Here is an 18337-nt window from a genome sequence, read left to right as displayed (position 1 = left end):
GTCTATCCTTCTGGATGAACCCGCCTCTCCCCGACAGCCCTGGCGCTACGCCATCGGCGCATCACTGTCACGTAGGCGTCGCGCCGCTGTCGCATGAATGTGACCCATGTGGCGCGTCGCGGTCGCTTCGACCGGGGCGTCACCCCCGCGCCATCCTCTACCGCCATCGACCTTGCTTATCGAAAACTTTACCAGAGCGCCGCTAGACACAGCGGACTTGTCCATAGCCGGGTTTTGATGATGCGCATTTCCTTCGCCCTGCCCCTTCTGACCATGCTGGCGATGCCGCAACCTGCCTGGGCGCAGGTGGCCGTGGCCGACAGCGGCGACACCGGCTGGATGATCCTGTCCGCTCTGCTGGTGCTGCTGGCCGCGTTGCCGGGATTGATGCTGCGCTATGCGGGGCAGGTCAATGTGCGCAACGCCGTGTCGGTGACGGCGCAGGGCGCGGCTGTAGCGGCGGTCGCGGCGCTGACCTGGGCCATTGCGGGCTACAGCATCGCCTATGCGCCGGGCAGCGCCTGGCTGGGCGGCGGCGCGAATTTGCTGCTCGCCAATCTCGCCCAGTTGCGTGACGGGCTGACGGTGCCCGAATCGGCATTCGTCCTGTTCCAGTTGTCGATTGCGCTGCTCGCCGCCTGCCTGCTGGTGGGCGCGGTGGCGGAGCGGACGCGGATCGGCTGGTGGATCGCCTTCACCCCGCTCTGGCTGCTGATCGTCTATGCCCCGGTCGCCCATGCGGTGTGGGGCGGCGGCTGGCTCGCGGACCTGGGAGTCATGGATTTCGCCGGCGGGTTGGTGCTGCATGGCGTGGCGGGCTTTTCCGCGCTCGCTCTCGCCCTGATCGCAGGCGCACGACGCGAACCGTCCGATCCCGGCCATGCTCCCCTGCTCAGCCTGGCCGGCGGCGGGCTGCTCTGGATCGGCCTGTCCGGCGTGGTCGGCGGCTGGGCGCTGGGCGCGACGGACGATGCCGCGACCGCGATCCTCAATCACCTTTTCGCCGCCTGCGCCGCGGCGCTGACCTGGGGGCTGCTCGACCGGATGCTGCGCGCACGCACCAGCGCGACGGGCATCCTGTCCGGCGCGCTGGCGGGCATCGCCGCCATATCGGCCAGCGCCGCGCTGGTCGGCACCGGCGGCGCGATGCTGATCGGCGTCATCGCCGCCTGCGTGTCCCGCATCGGCATGGGGCTGCTGTCCGGCCGGGTCGATGACGGCGCGGGCGTCTTCGCCATTCATGGGCTGGGCGGCCTGACCGGCATGCTGCTGCTGCCGCTGTTCGTCCTGCCGCTGATGGGCGGGGTCGGCTTCGACGCGAATATCAGCCTGCTCGGAGCCTTGACCTCTCAGGCGATCGGCCTGATCGTGGTTGCGCTGTGGGCGATGGTCGGCAGCGCGATCGCCGCGCTGATCGTGTCGGTCGTCATCCCCATGCGGGTCGGCGCGCAGGAAGAGACCGACGGCCTCGACGCCAGCCAGCATGGCCAGCAGGGCTGGGACTTCCGTTAAGGCAATGACGGTCCCCCCCTCTTCCGTCGCCGTCGCCATCTTCGCCCATCAGGAAGAACGCCGGATCGGCGCCTGCCTGGCGTCCCTGCCGCTCGACCGGGCGGACACAATCTTCCATGTGCTGGTGAACGGCACGACCGACGCCACGGTCGCGCGGGCGCGGGCAGCGGCGACCGGCCGGGCCAATGTCATCGTCCATGACATTGAGGCAGGCGGCAAGTCGCGGACCTGGAACCATATGGTCCATGGCCTGCTGACCGGGTCCGAGGATGCGGTCGTCTTCCTGGATGGCGATGCGCAGATCGTGGCGGGCTCGATCGACGCGCTGGTCGCCGATCTGGCCGCCCACCCCCGCGCCAATGCCGCATCGGGAATGCCGATGAACGGGCGGATGGCGGCAACCTATCGCGGCACGCTCCACAGCGAAGGCGGGCTGTTCGGCGATCTCTATGCACTGTCTGGGAATTTCGTGCGGGATATCCGCGCCCGCGGGCTGCGCCTGCCCGACGACCTGATCGGCGACGACGGGCTGGTGGCGTCCTGGGCGCATACCGGACTGCAAAAGGATATCGCCTGGGATCTGGCGGGGATCGTGCCCTGCGACGATGCGGGTTTCCTGTGCGAACAGGTCAGCCTGGCCCGGCCCCAAACCTGGCGCATGCATTATAAGCGCCTGATCAACTATTCGGCGCGCTTCTACCAGAACCGGATCGTGTCGGACATCATGACGCGCGAGGGGCCGGCCGGCCTCCCCGCGCGTCTTGCAAGCCTCTATTCCGAATGGCTGCCGCGTTTCCGCCCGCGCCCCGGCCTCACCGCCTGGTTCGACCGCAAGGCGCTCAAAAGGATGCGCGCGGCCTCTTAACGATCGCGGCCGGCCAGTTCCTTGTTCACGAACAGGGCGACCCCGGTCACCACCGCACCCGACAAAAGATAGACGCCCGACGCGGCCAGGCCGAATTCGGCGGACACCAAAAGCGCCACCAGCGGCGCGAAACCCGCGCCTACCAGCCAGGCGAGGTCCGACGTCAGCGCCGACCCGGTATAGCGGGTCGCGGTACGGAAGTTGGAGGCCACGATGCCCGACGACTGGCCGAAGCTGAGGCCCAGCAGGATGAAGCCCAGCACCATGAACGCGACTTCGCCCAGATCGCCGCCGTTCAGCAGCAAGGGCGCGGCCACGGCGAAGATGGCGATGCCCACCGCCGACCAGCCGATCAGGGTCCGGCGACCGACCATGTCGGCGACGAAGCCCGACACGATGATCGCCAGCACGCCGACGAACGCGCCGATTACCTCGATCATCAGGAATCGTTCCAGCGGCTGGTCGGTATAGAGCGCGATCCAGGACAGCGGGAACACGGTGACCATGTGGAACAGCGCGAAGCTGGCCATCGGCGCGAACGCGCCGATTACGATGTTGCGCCCTTCGCTGCGGACGGTTTCGACGACCGGCGAAGGCTGTAGCTCGCGCGTTTCGAACAGCCTCTCGAACTCGTGCGTCACCACGATGCGAAGGCGGGCGAACAGCGCCACCACGTTGATCGCGAAGGCGACGAAGAAGGGATAGCGCCAGCCCCAGTCGAGGAAGTCCGCGGTCGAGAGGGTGTTGAGGAAGAAGGCGAACAGGCCGGCCGCCACCATGAGCGCCAGCGGCGCGCCGAGTTGCGGCATCATCGCATACCAGCCGCGCTTGTTCTGCGGCGCGTTGAGCGAGAGCAAAGAGGCGAGGCCGTCCCAGGTGCCGCCCAGCGCCACGCCCTGTCCGGCGCGGAACAGCGCCAGCAGGAAGGCGGCGCCATGGCCGATCGTGTCATAGCCCGGAAGGAAGGCGATGGCCGCCGTCGATCCGCCCAGCAGGAACAATGCGATGGTCAGCTTGACGCCGCGACCATAAGCGCGATCGACCGCCATGAAGATGAACGACCCGATCGGGCGCGTGATGAAGGCGAGCGCGAAGATGGCGAAGGACCAGAGCGTCCCCATCAGCGGCGACATATAGGGGAAGATATGCGCCGGGAAGACGATGCAGGACGCGATCGCATAGACGAAGAAGTCGAAAAATTCCGACGTCCGCCCGATGATGACGCCGATCGCGATCTCGCCGGGCGCGATCTTCTTGTGCCCATGGGCATGAAGCTGGCGCACGTCGCGTTCCGCCTGGGTCGAATTGGGCGTGGTCGTCGCGGAAGTCATGGGGTAAAACGGACCTTCATGCTGCGGGAACGATCCGTGCCGCACTTCGTTGCGCGACGAATCATCCCGGTGATAAATTCACCCATGCCCTATTTTGCAGATGCACAGGGATAGGACAAAAGGTCCAATGTCGCGCGCCGGCCATCCTGATAATGCGGGCCGCATGATAGCCCGTCATCCCGCCACCAAGCGCGCATTCCTGCGCCGAATCGCGCCACTCCTGCTGCTGCCGCTGGGCGGATGCAACTGGGTGGTCCTGTCCCCCGCCGGCGACGTTGCAATGCAGCAACGCGACCTGATCCTGATTTCCACCGCGCTGATGCTGCTGATCATCATTCCGGTGATGGCGATGACCATCTGGTTCGCCTGGAAATATCGGGAAAAGGGACGAGCGGAGGATTATGACCCCGACTGGGATCATTCGACCAGCCTGGAACTGCTGATCTGGTCGGCGCCGCTGTTGATCATCATCGCGCTGGGCGCGGTGACGTGGAGCAGCACCCATCTGCTCGACCCCTATCGCCCGCTCGATCGCGTCGATCATGCGCGCAAGGTCGATCCGGCCGCCAAGCGGTTGCAGGTCGAAGTGGTGGCGATGGACTGGAAATGGGTGTTCATCTACCCTGAACTGGGCATCGCGACGGTGAACGAACTGGCCGCGCCGGTCGACCGGCCGATCGAGTTCAAAATCACCTCCTCGACCATCATGAACAGCTTCTTCGTGCCCGCGCTCGCTGGTCAGATTTACGCCATGCCGGGGATGCAGACGGTGCTGCACGCGGTCGCCAACAAGCCGGGCGATTATGAGGGCTTCTCCGCCAATTATTCGGGTGCCGGTTTCTCCAACATGCGCTTCCGCTTCCACGCCGTGGACCAGGCCGGTTTCGACCAGTGGGTCGCCAAGGTGAAGGCCAGCAGCGCGACGCTGGACCGGGCGACTTATGTCAAGCTGGAGCAGCCCAGCGAAAAGGTGCCGCCGATGTATTTCAGCGGCGTCGAGCCCAGGCTTTTCCACGCTGCGCTCAACATGTGCGTGCAGCCGGGCAAGAAGTGCATGGACGCGGTGATGATGACCGACAGCCGAGGCGGCGCGGGCAAGGAGTCCGCGCATGACGTCGAAGGGCTGCGCCATGACGGCACGATCGACGTCGGCGGTTATCATCCGGTCGAACCGGGCAAGAAGGGCGAAATCGCCCAGCCCGCGGGCATGACCCCGGCCGCGGACCGCACCCCGGCCGCGCGGGGCAAGCAAGCCCCCGGCCAGCAGGACGGCGATGGGCATGGCGGTGGCCATGCCGGTCATGAAGGCATGTGATCGCCCATGCCCTGCCCCCGTTCTTTCTTTTCTCTCTCGCCTGAAGGCTAGACGCCATGTCCCCCTCCCCCGCCTCTGAAAATAGCGGCATCTGGAAGCTGATATTCGGTCGGCTCGACTGGAGTTCGCTGCCCCTGCACGAGCCGATCGTCGTCGGCACCTTCATCATGGTCATGCTCGGCGGCCTCGTCGTCGTCGCGGGCATCACCAAATATAAATTATGGGGCATGTTGTGGCGCGACTGGTTCACCACCGTCGACCATAAGCGCATCGGCATCATGTACATGATCCTGGGCCTCATCATGTTCGTGCGCGGCTTTGCCGATGCGGTGATGATGCGCCTGCAACAGGCGATGGCGTTCAACGGGTCGGAGGGCTATCTCAACGCCCATCATTATGACCAGATTTTCACGGCGCATGGCGTCATCATGATCTTCTTCGTCGCGATGCCGATGATTACGGGCATCATGAACTATATCGTCCCGCTCCAGATCGGCGCGCGCGACGTCAGCTTCCCCTTCCTCAACAATTTCAGTTTCTGGATGACCACGGCGGGCGCCGTGATCGTCATGATGTCGCTGTTCGTGGGCGAATTTGCGCGCACCGGCTGGCTGGCCTATCCGCCGCTGTCGGGCATCGCCTATTCGCCAGGGGTCGGCGTCGATTATTATATCTGGGGCTTGCAGATCGCAGGCATCGGCACATTGCTGTCGGGCGTCAACCTGATCGCGACCATCGTCAAGATGCGCGCGCCGGGCATGAACATGATGAAGCTGCCGGTCTTCACCTGGACCTCGCTGTGCGCCAACATACTGATCGTCGCGGCCTTCCCGGTACTGACCGCCGTGCTGGCGCTGCTGTCGCTGGACCGCTATGTCGGCACCGCCTTCTTCACCAACGACATGGGCGGCAACCCCATGATGTATGTGAACCTGATCTGGATCTGGGGTCACCCGGAAGTCTATATCCTCATCCTGCCACTGTTCGGCGTGTTCTCCGAAGTCACCTCGACTTTTTCGAACAAGCGGCTCTTCGGCTATAGTTCGATGGTCTATGCGACGGTCGTCATCGCGATCCTGTCCTATCTCGTGTGGCTGCACCACTTCTTCACCATGGGGTCGGGCGCCAGCGTCAACAGCTTCTTCGGCATCACGACGATGGTCATTTCCATCCCGACTGGCGCCAAGCTGTTCAACTGGCTGTTCACCATGTATCGCGGGCGCATCCGGTTCGACCTGCCGATGATGTGGACCGTGGCCTTCATGCTGACCTTCACCGTCGGCGGGATGACCGGCGTGCTGCTCGCCGTGCCGCCCGCCGACTTCGTGCTGCACAACTCGCTGTTCCTGATCGCGCATTTCCACAACGTCATCATCGGCGGCGTATTGTTCGGCCTGTTCGCGGCGATAAATTACTGGTGGCCCAAGGCGTTCGGCTTCACGCTGGATACCAAATGGGGCAAGCGCAGCTTCTGGCTGTGGGTCGTGGGCTTCTGGTTCGCCTTCATGCCGCTCTACATATTGGGCCTGATGGGCGTGACCCGCCGGATGCGCGTGTTCGACGACCCTTCGCTACAGATCTGGTTCCAGATCGCCGCCTTCGGCGCGCTTATGATCGCGGCCGGCATCGCCTGCATGTTCGTCCAGTTCGCGGTCAGCATCATCAACCGCGAGAAGCTGCGCGACACGACGGGCGATCCGTGGAACGGCCGCACGCTGGAATGGGCGACCAGCTCGCCCCCGCCAGACTATAATTTCGCCTTCACGCCCGTCATTCACGACAATGACGCCTGGGCCGACATGAAGAAGCGCGGCTATCAGCGTCCGCTGACGGGTTATGAAGCGATCCACATGCCGTCCAACACCGGCACCGGCATCATCATCGCGGGGCTGTCCATCGCCTTCTCGGTCGGCATGATCTGGTACATCTGGTGGCTCGCTGGCCTCAGCTTCGTCGGCATCCTGGCCGTCGCGATCGGCCATACTTTCAACTATAAGCGCGACTTCTACATCCCCAAGGATGTGGTGGAGCGCACCGAGGGCGAGCGCACCGCGCTGCTCGCGACCCAGGGTTAAATCGTCATGGCAAGCGCATCTCCGATCGACCCCGCCTTCCTCGACAAGGACGGCAACCCGCTCTTTCACCTGGCGCATGAGCCGCATCATCCCGAAGGCTCCAGCACCATGCTGGGCTTCTGGATGTACCTGATGAGCGATTGCCTCATCTTCGCCTGCCTGTTCGCCACCTATGCGGTGCTGGGCGGCAATTATGCGGCGGGGCCGGGGCCGAAAGATTTGTTCGACCTGCCGCTGGTGGCCCTCAACACCGCCATGCTGCTCTTCTCCTCCATCACCTATGGTTTCGCCATGCTGGCGATGGAGAAGAACAGGGTCGGCGCGACGCAGGGCTGGCTGGCCATCACCGGCCTGTTCGGCCTGGCGTTCCTCAGCATCGAAATGTACGAGTTCGCGCACCTCATCCATGAGGGCGCGACGCCGATGCGGTCGGGCTTCCTGTCTGCCTTCTTCACGCTGGTCGGCACCCACGGGCTGCACGTCACCTTCGGCTGCATCTGGCTGGTGACGCTGATGGTGCAGGTCGCGAAAAAGGGCCTGATCCCCGCCAACCAGCGCCGCCTGATGTGCCTGTCGATGTTCTGGCACTTCCTTGACGTCATCTGGATCGGCGTCTTCACCTTTGTCTATCTGATGGGAATGCTGCGATGAGCGATGCCGCCCACCCCAAGCCCGGTCATGACGATCATCATGGCGATGGCGCCGCCCATGGCAGCATGGGCAGCTATATGATCGGGTTCGGCCTGTCGGTTTTGCTGACGGCCATCCCCTTCTGGCTGGTCATGACCGGCTATTTCGCCAATCCGCAGACCACCGCGATCATCATCATGGCCTTCGCGATCGTGCAGATCGTGGTGCATATGATCTACTTCCTGCACATGAACACCCGTTCCGAAGGCGGCTGGTCGATGATGGCGCTGATCTTCACGCTGGTGCTGGTCGTCATCACCCTGTCGGGATCGACCTGGGTCATGTATCATTTGAACCATAATATGATGCCGACCATGTCGCATGACATGAGCCAGATGCCGTGACAGACATGGGCCCCCGCCCCCAAAAGGCGGGGTTCCCGGTCGGCCTGACGCTGGCCGCGCTGATCCTGTTCGTCGGCTTCATTGCGCTTGGCGTCTGGCAGGTGGAACGGCTGGCGTGGAAGCGCGATCTGATCGCCCGCGTCGATGCCCGCATCCACGCCGCGCCGGCATCGGCCCCGGCCAGAGCGAACAAAGCCGACGAATATCGCCGCGTCACCGCAACCGGCATCTTCCTGCATGACAAGGCCGCGCTGGTGCAGGCCGCCACGGTCCGCGGCGCGGGCTATTGGGTGCTCACCCCGCTGCGCCAGGCGAACGGTGCGATCCTGTTCGTCAACCGTGGTTTCGTGCCGCCCGAAGCCAAGACCCGTTACGACCGGCCCCAGGGCGTGGTGCGCGTGACCGGCCTGCTGCGCGTGACCGAACCGGGCGGCGGCTTCCTGCGCAGCAACGATCCCGTCGCCGACCGCTGGTACTCACGCGACGTCGCCGCCATCGCCGCCACGCGCAGGCTCATGCCGATCGCCAACTATTTCATCGACGCGCAGGCGGGGCCTTCGCCCGACGCCCTGCCGGTCGGCGGGCTGACCGTCGTCCGTTTCCCCAACAGCCATCTGCAATATGCGATCACCTGGTTCATACTGGCGGCGATGGTCGCCGGGGCCTATAGCCTGGTCATGCGCCAGTCGGGAAAAGATCGCCGGGAATGACCGCACCGCCTGCAAGACGTATGCGCTGGCTGCCCGGCCGGTGGCCTGCCGACGCAGCCGGCCGTCGCAACATGGCGTTGCTGGTGCAGCTGCGCTGGATCGCCATCGCCGGGCAGGTCGCGACGATCCTGTTCGTCCATTTCGCCATGGACATCCGCCTGCCGCTGCCATCCATGCTGGTCGTGCCCTGCATCGCGACGGCGATGAACATCGGCAGCCTGATGGTGCTGCGCCGGCGCACCGACATCACCCATGCCGAATTGTTCCTGGCGCTGCTGTTCGACGTGTTCGCGCTGACCACCCAGCTTTACCTGAGCGGCGGCGCGACCAATCCGTTCGTGTCCCTCTACCTGGTGCAGGTGGCGCTGGGCGCGGTGCTGCTGCACCGGTGGAGCGTATGGGGCATCGTGGCGGTATCGACGCTATGCACGGCGATGCTGGCCTTCGTCTATCGTCCGCTCGACCTCAGCGAAACGCTGGAAGGGCATTTGTTCGACCTGCATATCGTCGGCACCTGGATCTGCATCACGATGATCGCGGTGCTGCTGGTGCTGTTCATGACTCGCGTGACCCGCAACCTGCAACAGCGGGAGCATTATCTGGCGGAATTGCGCCAGCAGGCGGTCGAGGAAGAGCATATCGTGCGCATGGGCCTGCTGGCGTCGGGCGCGGCGCATGAGCTGGGCACCCCCCTTGCCCAGCTTGCCGTGGTGCTGGGCGACTGGCGGCACATGCTCGAAATCAAGGCGCACCCCGCGCTGGTCGAGGAAGTGGGCGAGATGGAAGCGGCGGTCAAACGCTGCAAGACCATATTGACCGGCATCCTGATGTCCGCCGGCGAAGCGCGCGGCGAAGCGCCCCAAGTCACCAATGTCCGCGATTTCATCGACAACATCGCGCGCGACTGGCGGATCGCCAATCCGGGTATGCCGCTGCGCTGCGATTTCGGCCCGCATGAATATCCGCGCATCATCGCCGATCCGGTGATCCGCCAGGCGGTGACCAACCTGCTGGACAATGCGCGCGAGGCGGGCGCGACCTATATCAACATGATGGTCAGCCGCGACAGCCAGTGGCTGCACATCGCGGTGCGCGACAATGGCCGCGGCTTCGACGCGGCGATGCTGGCCGATGTCGGCAAACCCTATCGGTCGAGCAAGGGCAAGCAGGGCGGCGGTCTTGGCCTCTTTCTCGTCGTCAATGTCGTGCGCAAGCTGGGCGGGCGGGTCGATGCCAGCAACGGCGCTGAGGGCGGCGCGATGATCCTGCTGCGCCTGCCGCTTGCAACGCTGGCGCTGGAGGAGGCGAATGATGACGGATGAACGGCAATTGCTGATCGTCGAGGATGACGAAGGTTTCGCCCGCACGCTCAAACGCTCGTTCGAACGGCGCGGTTATAGCGTGCTGTCGGCCGACAGCCTGGAATCGGTGATGGCCGTGCTGGCCGACAACCGCCCCGGCTTCGCGGTCGTCGATCTCAAGCTTGGCCCGCAATCGGGCCTGGCCTGTGTCCAGGCGCTCCACGCCCATGATCCGGCCATGCTGATCGTGGTGCTGACGGGCTTCGCCAGCATCGCGACGGCCGTAGAGGCGATCAAGCTGGGCGCGACCAACTATCTGGCCAAGCCCTCCAACACCGACGATATCGAGGCCGCCTTCGCCCGCTCCGGCGGCGATCCCGCAGCGCCGCTCGCCCCTCGGCCGACGTCGATCAAGACGCTGGAATGGGAGCATATCCATGAAGTGCTTAAGGACAGCGAGTTCAACATTTCCGAAGCCGCGCGGCGACTGGGTATGCATCGCCGCACCCTGGCCCGCAAACTGGCGAAGCGTCAGGTCGGCTGACGGCATATCTGAAAATGGAGCGGGTGAAGGAAATCCAACCCCCAGCGCAGCCCATCGCGGCGGAGCGCTCTAAAAACGAGGGTTCATCGCCATAGACTGTTGGAGCGGGTGAAGGGAATCGAACCCTCGTCACTTGCTTGGGAAGCAAAAGCTCTACCATTGAGCTACACCCGCGCGCCGGTTCCCGCCCATGGCGCAAGCTATGGCCTGCTGTCAACGGGGATCAGCCGTAAGGCGCCTCTGCATCACGCGCCGGGATCGCGCCGCGGTGGCCGATATTCCAGCCGGCAAGGCGATGCCCGGCCAGCGCCGCCTCATGCGGGCTGGCGCCGGCAAGCCAGGCGTGGAGATAGCCGCCATTGAAAGCGTCCCCCGCTCCGCTCGAATCGATGACGTCCAGTTGGCGCGGGATCGGCACGACCTCGCCCGCGACCAGGCAGCCGTCGCCGCCCAGCTTGACGACCACGTCCTTGCCCTCACCCACGCCCCAGCGCGCAGCCGCATCGCGGGCGTCGTCCGCCTCGCCCATCTCGACTTCGTCCGCCAGGGTCGGCAGACCCACGTCGCTGATCGCGATCGCCCGGTCGCGCCAATGGCGCGCGGTCGCAGCATCATCCCACAGCCGGGCGCGATAATTGCCGTCGAAGGCGATGCGCCCGCCTTGCGCTCGCACCTGCGCGCACAGGTCCAGCAGCGCCTCCCGCCCGGCATCGGGCAGGATCGCCAGGGTGATGAGCGAAAAATAGAGCAGGTCCGATCGCGCCGCCTGCGCCACCATGGCCGCGCTTTGCGGCAGGTCGAACATCCGCCGCGCCGCCGCCTCGCTGCGCCAATAATGGAAACTGCGCTCGCCCGCCGCATCCGTCTCGATGGCGTAGAGACCGGGCAGCCTGCCCTTCGCCGCGATCACCAGCGACGTGTCCACGCCCTCCGCTTCCCACTGGGCGCACAGCTGCGCGCTCATCGGATCAGCGCCGAGCGCGCTGGCAAGGCGAACTGTGTCGCCCGACCGCGCCAGATGGATCGCCGTGTTGATGACGTCGCCGCCATAGCGCAGGTTCCAGCTGGCGCCATCGCCGCGGCTCAGTTCCAGCATCGCTTCGCCAATGACCGTGATCGTCGCCTTCGTCGCCATGCCCGCTCCCTGCGCAATAGAGCCGGCGTGGTGCGCAGCGCGGCGTTTCAAGTCAAGGGGGCGGGCCGCGCAAGGCCATGGAACGATTGCGTCGCAGCGCCGTTTTGCCAATGGCAAAGAGAGCACCGTCCGCCGGCGCTTAATACGGGGACATCATGATTACCGCCTCCACTGACGAAACAGGCAATCGCTTCGAACTTATGGTTCAAAGCGTTACCGACTACGCCATCTACATGCTCGATCCCACGGGCATCGTGGCCAGTTGGAACGCGGGCGCGCGCCGCTTCAAGGGCTATGAGGCGGATGAGATTATCGGCCAGCATTTTTCGCGCTTCTACACGCCGGAGGATTTGGCGAGCGGCGTGCCCGCCATGGCGCTCTACGCCGCCGAGCATGAAGGCCGGTTCGAGTCGGAGGGATGGCGCGTCCGCAAGGATGGGGGACGTTTCTGGGCCAGCGTGGTGATCGACCCGATCCGCGCGCCCGACGGACGCCTGCTGGGCTTCGCCAAGGTGACGCGCGACCTGACTGAGCGTTGCGCCGCGCAGGACGCCTTGCGCGCGAGCGAGGAACGCTTCCGGCTGCTGGTCCAGAGCGTGACCGATTACGCCATCTACATGCTGGACCCCGTTGGCACGGTGACGAGTTGGAACATGGGCGCGGAACGGTTCAAGGGCTACAGGGCCGAGGAGATATTGGGCCAGAATTTCTCCCGCTTCTACAGCGAGGAGGATCGGCTGGCGGGCCTCCCCTCCCGCGCGCTCCATACCGCGCAGAGCGTGGGCCGGTTCGAAGCGGAAGGCTGGCGCATCCGCAAGGACGGATCGCGCTTCTGGGCCAATGTCGTGATCGACCCGATCCGCACCCCGGACGGCACATTGCTGGGCTTTGCCAAGATCACCCGCGACCTGACCGAACGGCGCGAGGCGCAGCGCACGCTCGACGAAGCGCGCGACGCCATCATCCAGACGCAAAAAATGGATGCGATCGGCAAGCTGACCGGCGGCGTGGCGCATGATTTCAACAATTTGCTGGCGGTGATCGTGGGCAGCCTGGACCTTGCCCGGCAACGACTGGCCACCGGCGGCGACATCGCCCGCTATCTTGACAATGCCATGACCGCAGCCGAGCGCGGAGCGACCCTGACGCAGCGGATGCTGGCCTTTGCGCGCAAGCAGGAACTGAAGCTGCAGAGCATCGACTGCATCACATTGGTGCAGGGCATGACCGAATTATTCCGTACCACGCTGGGCGCGGCGGTGGCCATAGAGATGCGCTTTCCGCCGGCGCTGGGCGCGGCCCATGCCGACCCTTCGCAACTGGAGCTGGCGCTGCTCAACCTGGCGGTCAATGCGCGCGACGCCATGCCGGACGGCGGACGGATTATCGTCGAAGCGGCGCAGATGATCGTCGCGCAGGACGAAAGGCCGGATTTGGGCGCTGGCGACTATATCCGCCTGTCCGTGATCGACGAGGGCGAGGGCATGGACGCTGCGACGTTGGAGCGCGCGCGCGAACCCTTCTTCACTACCAAGGGCGTGGGCAAAGGCACCGGCCTTGGCCTGTCGATGGTGCATGGCTTCGCCCAGCAATGCGGCGGATCGCTGACGATCGCCAGCGAACCCGGCGTCGGCACCAGCGTGTCGTTATGGCTGCCGATGGCGCAGGTCGACGCGAATGCCCGGCACATCGCCATGGTGGTGGAGGATATGCACGACCCCGATACGCCTCTGGTCATATTGGCGGTGGATGACGACGATCTGGTGCTGACGAACACCGCCGGCATGTTGGAGGATCTGGGTCATACCGTGTTTCAGGCGTCTTCCGGCGCCGATGCGCTGCGGTTGTTGGAGCGCGGCAGCGTGGACCTGGTCGTCACCGATCATGCCATGCCGGGCATGACCGGCGCGCAACTGGCCGACGCGATCGAGCAGATGCAGCCCGGCCTGCCGGTCGTCATTATCACCGGCTTTGCAGAGCTGCCGCCGCACGCCACGCAGCGCCTGCGCCTCGACAAGCCCTTCAGGCAGGCGGAGCTGGCGCGCACGGTCGCGACCGCCATGCGCGCTGCGCTGACGGCGGCGATCGTGGAGCACGGACCCGATCCTTCCCTTCCCGGCGGCTGATCCACTTTTCGAAAAGCTCGGCTGAAATATTGGAAAGGCGGCATTTTTCGTCGCTCTTTGCTTGCAACACCGGTGCAGTTCCCTGATGGGGTCCATATCTGTTCCCAGCCCGCAGGATCGCATGGACATCTTGACCGCGCCGACCCCGACTTCGCATTTCTTCACGTCTTTGCGGACTCGGCTACACTATCTCGACTGGGGCAATCCGTCAGCGCCGACGCTGATCCTGGTGCATGGCGGTTTCGACCATGCGCGTAGCTGGGACTGGACGGCGCGGGCGCTGGCGCGGGACTATCATGTCATCGCCCCGGATCTGCGCGGCCATGGCGACAGCGACTGGTCGCCCGACGGCTCTTATATGATGGCCAATTTCGTCTATGATCTGGCGCAACTGGTAGACCTGCTAGACCGGTCGCCGGTGACGATCGTGGGCCATTCGCTCGGCGGCGCGATCAGCCTGCGCTATGCGGGTCTTTTCCCATATAAAATACGCAAGCTCGTCGCGATCGAAGGACTTGGCCTGTCGCCGCAACGTCTGAAGGAAAAGGCCGAGGAGTCGGCGCCCGACGCCTGGCGCGAATGGATCGACACCCGCCGCGCTGGCGCCCGTCGCACGCCGCGCCGCTATCCCACGATCGAGGCGGCGATCGGCCGGATGCGCGAACGCAACGAACATCTGACGGTCGAACAGGCGCTGCACTTGACCAGCCACGGCGTCAATCGCAATGAAGACGGCAGCTACGGCTGGAAATTCGATCCGTATCTCAAGGGCATGGCGCCGCAAGCGGGCACCGATGAGGAACTGCCCGACTTCTGGAAGCGGATCAGTTGTCCCACCCTGCTGTGCCTGGGCAAGGATAGCTGGGCATCCAACCCGGAAAAGGACGGTCGCATCCGCCATTTCAGCGACGCCCGGCTGGTCGAGTTCGCCGATGCCGGCCACTGGCTGCACCATGACCAGTTTGACCGCTTCATCGGCGAGGTTCGCGGCTTCCTAGAGGGTGAAGCCGGCGACAGCCGCACGGTAGTCCGCCTTTAACCCCGCGACGAAATCGGCGGTCGGCTGCACCTTGTCGACTGCGCCGATGCCCTGGCCACAACCCCAGACGTCCCGCCACGCCTTCTTCTCGCCACCGGTCATCGCCGCGAAATCCATGTCCTTCGCCTTGGGCAGGCTGTCGGGGTCCAGCCCTGAAGCAACGATGCTGGGGCGCAGATAATTGCCATGGACGCCGGTGAACACGTCGGAATAGACGATGTCGGCTGCATGGCTGTCGACGATCATCTGCTTATAGGCCGGATCGGCATTGGCCTCCGCCGTGGCGATGAAGGGCGACCCCATATAGGCGAGGTCCGCGCCCATCATCCGCGCGGCGGCGATGGCGCGGCCGCTTGCGATCGCTCCCGACAGCGCCAGCGGCCCATCCCACCAGCTACGGATTTCCTGGATCAGCGCGAAGGGCGACAGCGTGCCGGCATGGCCGCCCGCCCCCGCCGCCACCGCGATCAGGCCATCGGCGCCCTTCTCGATCGCCTTGCGCGCGAACATGTCGTCGATGACATCATGCAAGACGATGCCGCCATAGCTGTGAATCGCCGCATTCACATCCTCGCGCGCACCGAGCGAGGTGATGACCAGCGGCACGCGATATTGGACGCACAGCGCCAGATCCTCCTCCAGCCGCGCATTGCTGCGATGGACGATCAGGTTGACGGCGAAGGGCGCATCGGCGTCGGTCAGTTCCGCCTGCAACTGCTGCAACCACGCCTCTAACATGCCCGACGGCCGCGCATTGAGCGAGGGAAAGGCGCCGACGATCCCTGCGCGGCATTGCGCCATGACCAGGGCGGGTTGCGAGATGATGAACATCGGCGACCCGATCAGCGGCAGCGCAAGGCGGCCTTCCAGCAATGTCGGCAGGGTCATGGAACAGGCGTCTCCTCTATTATGCCACCGCGCTAACACCGCTCGACCCGCGGAAAAAGGCCAAAAACAACTGTATTGATGTATTAATACAGCAATGTTATAACGGCGTTTCCAGACGAAGTCGGGAGCAGGACGATGTATAGCGAGAGCGATCTACAGGATGCCGTAGCGGCGGGTGCGATCCCCGCGCAGGCGGCGCAGGCGTTGCGCGATCATGTGGCGGCGCGGCGCGCTTCGCCGATGGTCGATGAAGAACATTTCCGGTTGCTGACAGGCTTCAACGACATTTTCGTCGCGATCGCCAGCGTCCTGTTGCTTCTGGCCGTAGGCTGGCTCGGCAATGGCCTGCGATTCGGCGCGCCGGACCATCATCCCGCCTTCATGGCCGGCCTGCTGGTCGCGGCGGTCAGTTGGGGCCTGGCCGAATATTTCACCCGGCGCCGGCATATGGCGCTGCCCTCCATCCTTTTGCTGGGCGGCTTCGTTGGCGGCATCGTCTTTGCTATCGGCGCCCTGGGCGCGCAGATGTTTCCCGATGCGGGCGACAGCCTCGCCTCGATGATCCTGTGCGTCGCGGCTGGCGCCGGCGTGCTGGCGGCATGGGCGCATTGGCGGCGCTTCATGGTGCCGATCACCGTAGCGGTCGGCGCGGCGGCGGCCGCGGGCGTGGGCGTCAGCCTGGTCATGGCCGCCATGCCCGGCAGCATGACCCTGCCTTTCACCCTTCTGCTGGTCGCTGGCCTCGCCATCTTCGCGCTCGCCATGTGGTGGGACATGAGCGACCGCGCCCGCACCACGCGCCGGTCCGATGTCGCCTTCTGGCTGCACCTGGCCGCTGCGCCGATGATCGCCCATTCGCTCTTCTACCTGCTGGGGGTGCTGAAAGGCGACGAGATCAGCGCCGGTCGTGCCGCGCTGGTGATCGCCCTCTACGTCGCCTTCGGCCTGGTCGCGCTGGCGATCGACCGGCGGGCGCTGCTCGTCTCCAGCCTCGCCTACGTCCTCTTCGCCCTCTACGGCCTGTTTCGCCAGGCCGGTGCGGTGGAGATGTCCTGGGCGCTCACCGCTCTGGTGATCGGGTCGGCGCTGCTGCTGCTGTCGGCGCTATGGCACCATGCCCGCGCGCTGATTGTGGGCGGCCTGCCGCCGCGCCTTTCGGAACGCCTGCCCTATCTGGATCGCGCCGTCGCGTGACGGCAAAGGCTGTCCCCTGCTTGGCGGCGGGGGACAGCCAGCGTGATGGTCAATCCTCGACAATGCGCAGCAATTTGCGTTCGACCGGTGCCAGCACGCCTTGCAACTCCTGGCCGCGCTTCAATATCTGGCCGCTTTCCCCTACCAGCGCCCACATGCCCTGCCGATGGCGCAGCGCCGGGCGCTTCTCGATCCGATATTCGGGGCGTTCGGCGGAACGGCGGAAGGCGCTGAAGATCGCCGCCTCCTGCCCCATATCCATCGCATAGTCGCGCCAATGGCCCGCCGACACCATGCGGCCGTACAGATCCATGATCCGTTGCAGTTCCAGCCGCTCGAACCCGACCTGACCGTCCTTCGGCCCCGCTCCTTGATGGGGAAACGGCGTCACATTGGTCATCAGGCCCGGCCGCGCTCCTTGAACAGCGGCGCATCGTCATCATCGGCCAGCACGGGCCTCTGGCGCTCCGCCATCAGTTCGGCAAGACGCTTCTGCAATTGCTCAACCTCGCACTGGAGCATTTCCAGCTTCTGCTTTTCCGGGTCGAAACAGTCCGAACAAGGCGTGCCATAGGGCATGAAGTCACGCTGATAGGCGGTTACATCGACCAGCATCGCCCGCGCCGGAATGCCGACCATGGTTGCGCCATCGGCGACATCCTTGGTCACCACCGCATTCGCGCCGACCCGCGCCCGCGCGCCGACATTGATCGGTCCCAGCACCTGCGCACCCGACCCCACGATCACGCCGTCGTTCAGCGTAGGGTGACGCTTGCCGGCGATGCCGTTTGCGGGATCGGTGCCGCCCAGCGTGACATTCTGGTAGAGCGTCACATCGTCGCCGATCTCGGCCGTCTCGCCGATCACGGTAAAGCCATGGTCCATGAAGAAGCGTTTGCCGATCTTCGCGCCCGGATGGATGTCGTTGCCGGTCAGGAACCGCGACAGATGGTTTACCGCGCGCGCAAGGAAGAAGAGCCGCGCGCGATAGAGGCGATGGGCCACCCGATGAAAGGCCAGCGACCAGACGCCGGGGTAGAGCAGGATTTCCGCACGGGACCGCGGCGCCGGATCGCGGGATTTTATCGAATCCAGATAGGAAATGAGGTTGCGCACCATCCAGACGTCCCTGACCGTTCCTAGACTTGTTGTGAACACCCTATATAAGAGGGATTGCCCGGCTTTTCCAGATGGCGCGCTAACCGCGCTTTTTCGCTGCAAATAGAAACTTGCTTGGCGGCACGCGATATACCAATCATGGAAGTAGA

17 protein-coding genes and 1 tRNA gene are annotated in these 18337 nt (G+C 64.8%); 12 read left to right on the top strand and 6 right to left on the bottom strand.

The features are described 5' to 3' along the window. Positions 1–240: 240 nt before the first annotated feature. A complete protein-coding gene (locus tag V473_RS04310) occupies positions 241–1512 on the top strand; it encodes an ammonium transporter (RefSeq protein ID WP_066605008.1) in 1272 nt (423 codons plus the stop codon). A 4-nt stretch (positions 1513–1516) separates the two neighbouring features. After that, the gene (locus V473_RS04305) at positions 1517–2377 is read left to right on the top strand and encodes a glycosyltransferase family A protein (protein WP_066600966.1); all 861 of its coding nucleotides are present in this window, start codon (positions 1517–1519) and stop codon (positions 2375–2377) included. On the opposite strand, the gene V473_RS04300 is transcribed toward V473_RS04305, so the two are convergent. Further along, on the bottom strand, positions 2374–3708 hold the full coding sequence (locus tag V473_RS04300) for an MFS transporter (protein WP_066600964.1): 1335 nt from the start codon (positions 3706–3708) through the stop codon (positions 2374–2376). The two genes, V473_RS04305 and V473_RS04300, sit on opposite strands and share 4 nt — an antisense overlap. Positions 3709–3871: 163 nt before the next feature. On the opposite strand from V473_RS04300, the gene cyoA reads away from it, so the two are divergent. The 7 genes from cyoA to V473_RS04265 are packed head-to-tail and all read left to right on the top strand — an operon-like array spanning position 3872 to position 10687. Next, positions 3872–5023: a ubiquinol oxidase subunit II gene (gene cyoA / locus V473_RS04295; RefSeq protein ID WP_066605005.1), complete on the top strand. Its 1152-nt coding sequence runs from the start codon at positions 3872–3874 to the stop codon at positions 5021–5023. Positions 5024–5079: 56 nt separating this feature from the next. Then, positions 5080–7098 carry a cytochrome o ubiquinol oxidase subunit I gene (cyoB, locus tag V473_RS04290; RefSeq protein ID WP_066600962.1) on the top strand — a complete coding sequence of 673 codons (2019 nt, stop codon included), beginning with the start codon at positions 5080–5082 and terminating at the stop codon, positions 7096–7098. A gap of 6 nt (positions 7099–7104) precedes the next feature. Beyond that, positions 7105–7749 (top strand): cytochrome o ubiquinol oxidase subunit III, encoded by a 645-nt coding sequence (gene cyoC / locus V473_RS04285; RefSeq protein ID WP_066600961.1) that lies wholly within the window; start codon positions 7105–7107, stop codon positions 7747–7749. Further along, positions 7746–8132 (top strand): cytochrome o ubiquinol oxidase subunit IV, encoded by a 387-nt coding sequence (gene cyoD / locus V473_RS04280; RefSeq protein ID WP_066600960.1) that lies wholly within the window; start codon positions 7746–7748, stop codon positions 8130–8132. Before cyoC ends, cyoD begins: the two co-directional genes overlap by 4 nt. A 5-nt stretch (positions 8133–8137) precedes the next feature. Continuing rightward, a complete protein-coding gene (locus V473_RS04275; RefSeq protein ID WP_066600958.1) occupies positions 8138–8842 on the top strand; it encodes an SURF1 family protein in 705 nt (234 codons plus the stop codon). Next, entirely contained in the window at positions 8839–10164 is a 1326-nt protein-coding gene (locus V473_RS04270) for an ATP-binding protein (RefSeq protein ID WP_066600956.1), read from the top strand. Before V473_RS04275 ends, V473_RS04270 begins: the two co-directional genes overlap by 4 nt. Continuing rightward, entirely contained in the window at positions 10154–10687 is a 534-nt protein-coding gene (locus tag V473_RS04265) for a response regulator transcription factor (RefSeq protein ID WP_066605003.1), read from the top strand. Before V473_RS04270 ends, V473_RS04265 begins: the two co-directional genes overlap by 11 nt. A gap of 100 nt (positions 10688–10787) precedes the next feature. Here the strand turns inward: V473_RS04265 and V473_RS04260 are convergent. Then, a tRNA-Gly gene (locus V473_RS04260) sits at positions 10788–10861 on the bottom strand. 49 nt (positions 10862–10910) lie between these two features. Next, a complete protein-coding gene (locus V473_RS04255) occupies positions 10911–11822 on the bottom strand; it encodes a sugar kinase (protein ID WP_066600954.1) in 912 nt (303 codons plus the stop codon). A gap of 155 nt (positions 11823–11977) precedes the next feature. On the opposite strand from V473_RS04255, the gene V473_RS04250 reads away from it, so the two are divergent. Beyond that, the gene (locus V473_RS04250; RefSeq protein WP_066600952.1) at positions 11978–13948 is read left to right on the top strand and encodes a hybrid sensor histidine kinase/response regulator; all 1971 of its coding nucleotides are present in this window, start codon (positions 11978–11980) and stop codon (positions 13946–13948) included. 121 nt (positions 13949–14069) lie between these two features. Next, positions 14070–14987, top strand: coding sequence for an alpha/beta fold hydrolase (locus V473_RS04245; protein ID WP_066600947.1), 918 nt, complete (start codon positions 14070–14072; stop codon positions 14985–14987). On the opposite strand, the gene V473_RS04240 is transcribed toward V473_RS04245, so the two are convergent. Then, positions 14943–15875 (bottom strand): NAD(P)H-dependent flavin oxidoreductase, encoded by a 933-nt coding sequence (locus V473_RS04240; protein WP_066600946.1) that lies wholly within the window; start codon positions 15873–15875, stop codon positions 14943–14945. The two genes, V473_RS04245 and V473_RS04240, sit on opposite strands and share 45 nt — an antisense overlap. 135 nt (positions 15876–16010) lie before the next feature. On the opposite strand from V473_RS04240, the gene V473_RS04235 reads away from it, so the two are divergent. Then, positions 16011–17069, top strand: a complete 1059-nt coding sequence (locus tag V473_RS04235) for a hypothetical protein (RefSeq protein ID WP_066600943.1) — start codon at positions 16011–16013, stop codon at positions 17067–17069. Positions 17070–17118: 49 nt separating this feature from the next. On the opposite strand, the gene V473_RS04230 is transcribed toward V473_RS04235, so the two are convergent. Together V473_RS04230 and epsC are read right to left on the bottom strand one after the other, a co-directional pair. Next, positions 17119–17469: a DUF2794 domain-containing protein gene (locus V473_RS04230; RefSeq protein WP_066600939.1), complete on the bottom strand. Its 351-nt coding sequence runs from the start codon at positions 17467–17469 to the stop codon at positions 17119–17121. Further along, entirely contained in the window at positions 17469–18188 is a 720-nt protein-coding gene (epsC, locus tag V473_RS04225; RefSeq protein WP_066600938.1) for a serine O-acetyltransferase EpsC, read from the bottom strand. The genes V473_RS04230 and epsC overlap by 1 nt, the downstream gene beginning before the upstream one ends. Positions 18189–18337: the final 149 nt, after the last annotated feature.

The organism is Sphingobium cupriresistens LL01 (genome assembly GCF_001046645.1).
Taxonomy (GTDB): domain Bacteria; phylum Pseudomonadota; class Alphaproteobacteria; order Sphingomonadales; family Sphingomonadaceae; genus Sphingobium; species Sphingobium cupriresistens.
The sequence above is the reverse complement of the archived record's forward strand: the minus strand, read 5'-3'. Positions and strand labels throughout refer to the sequence as shown.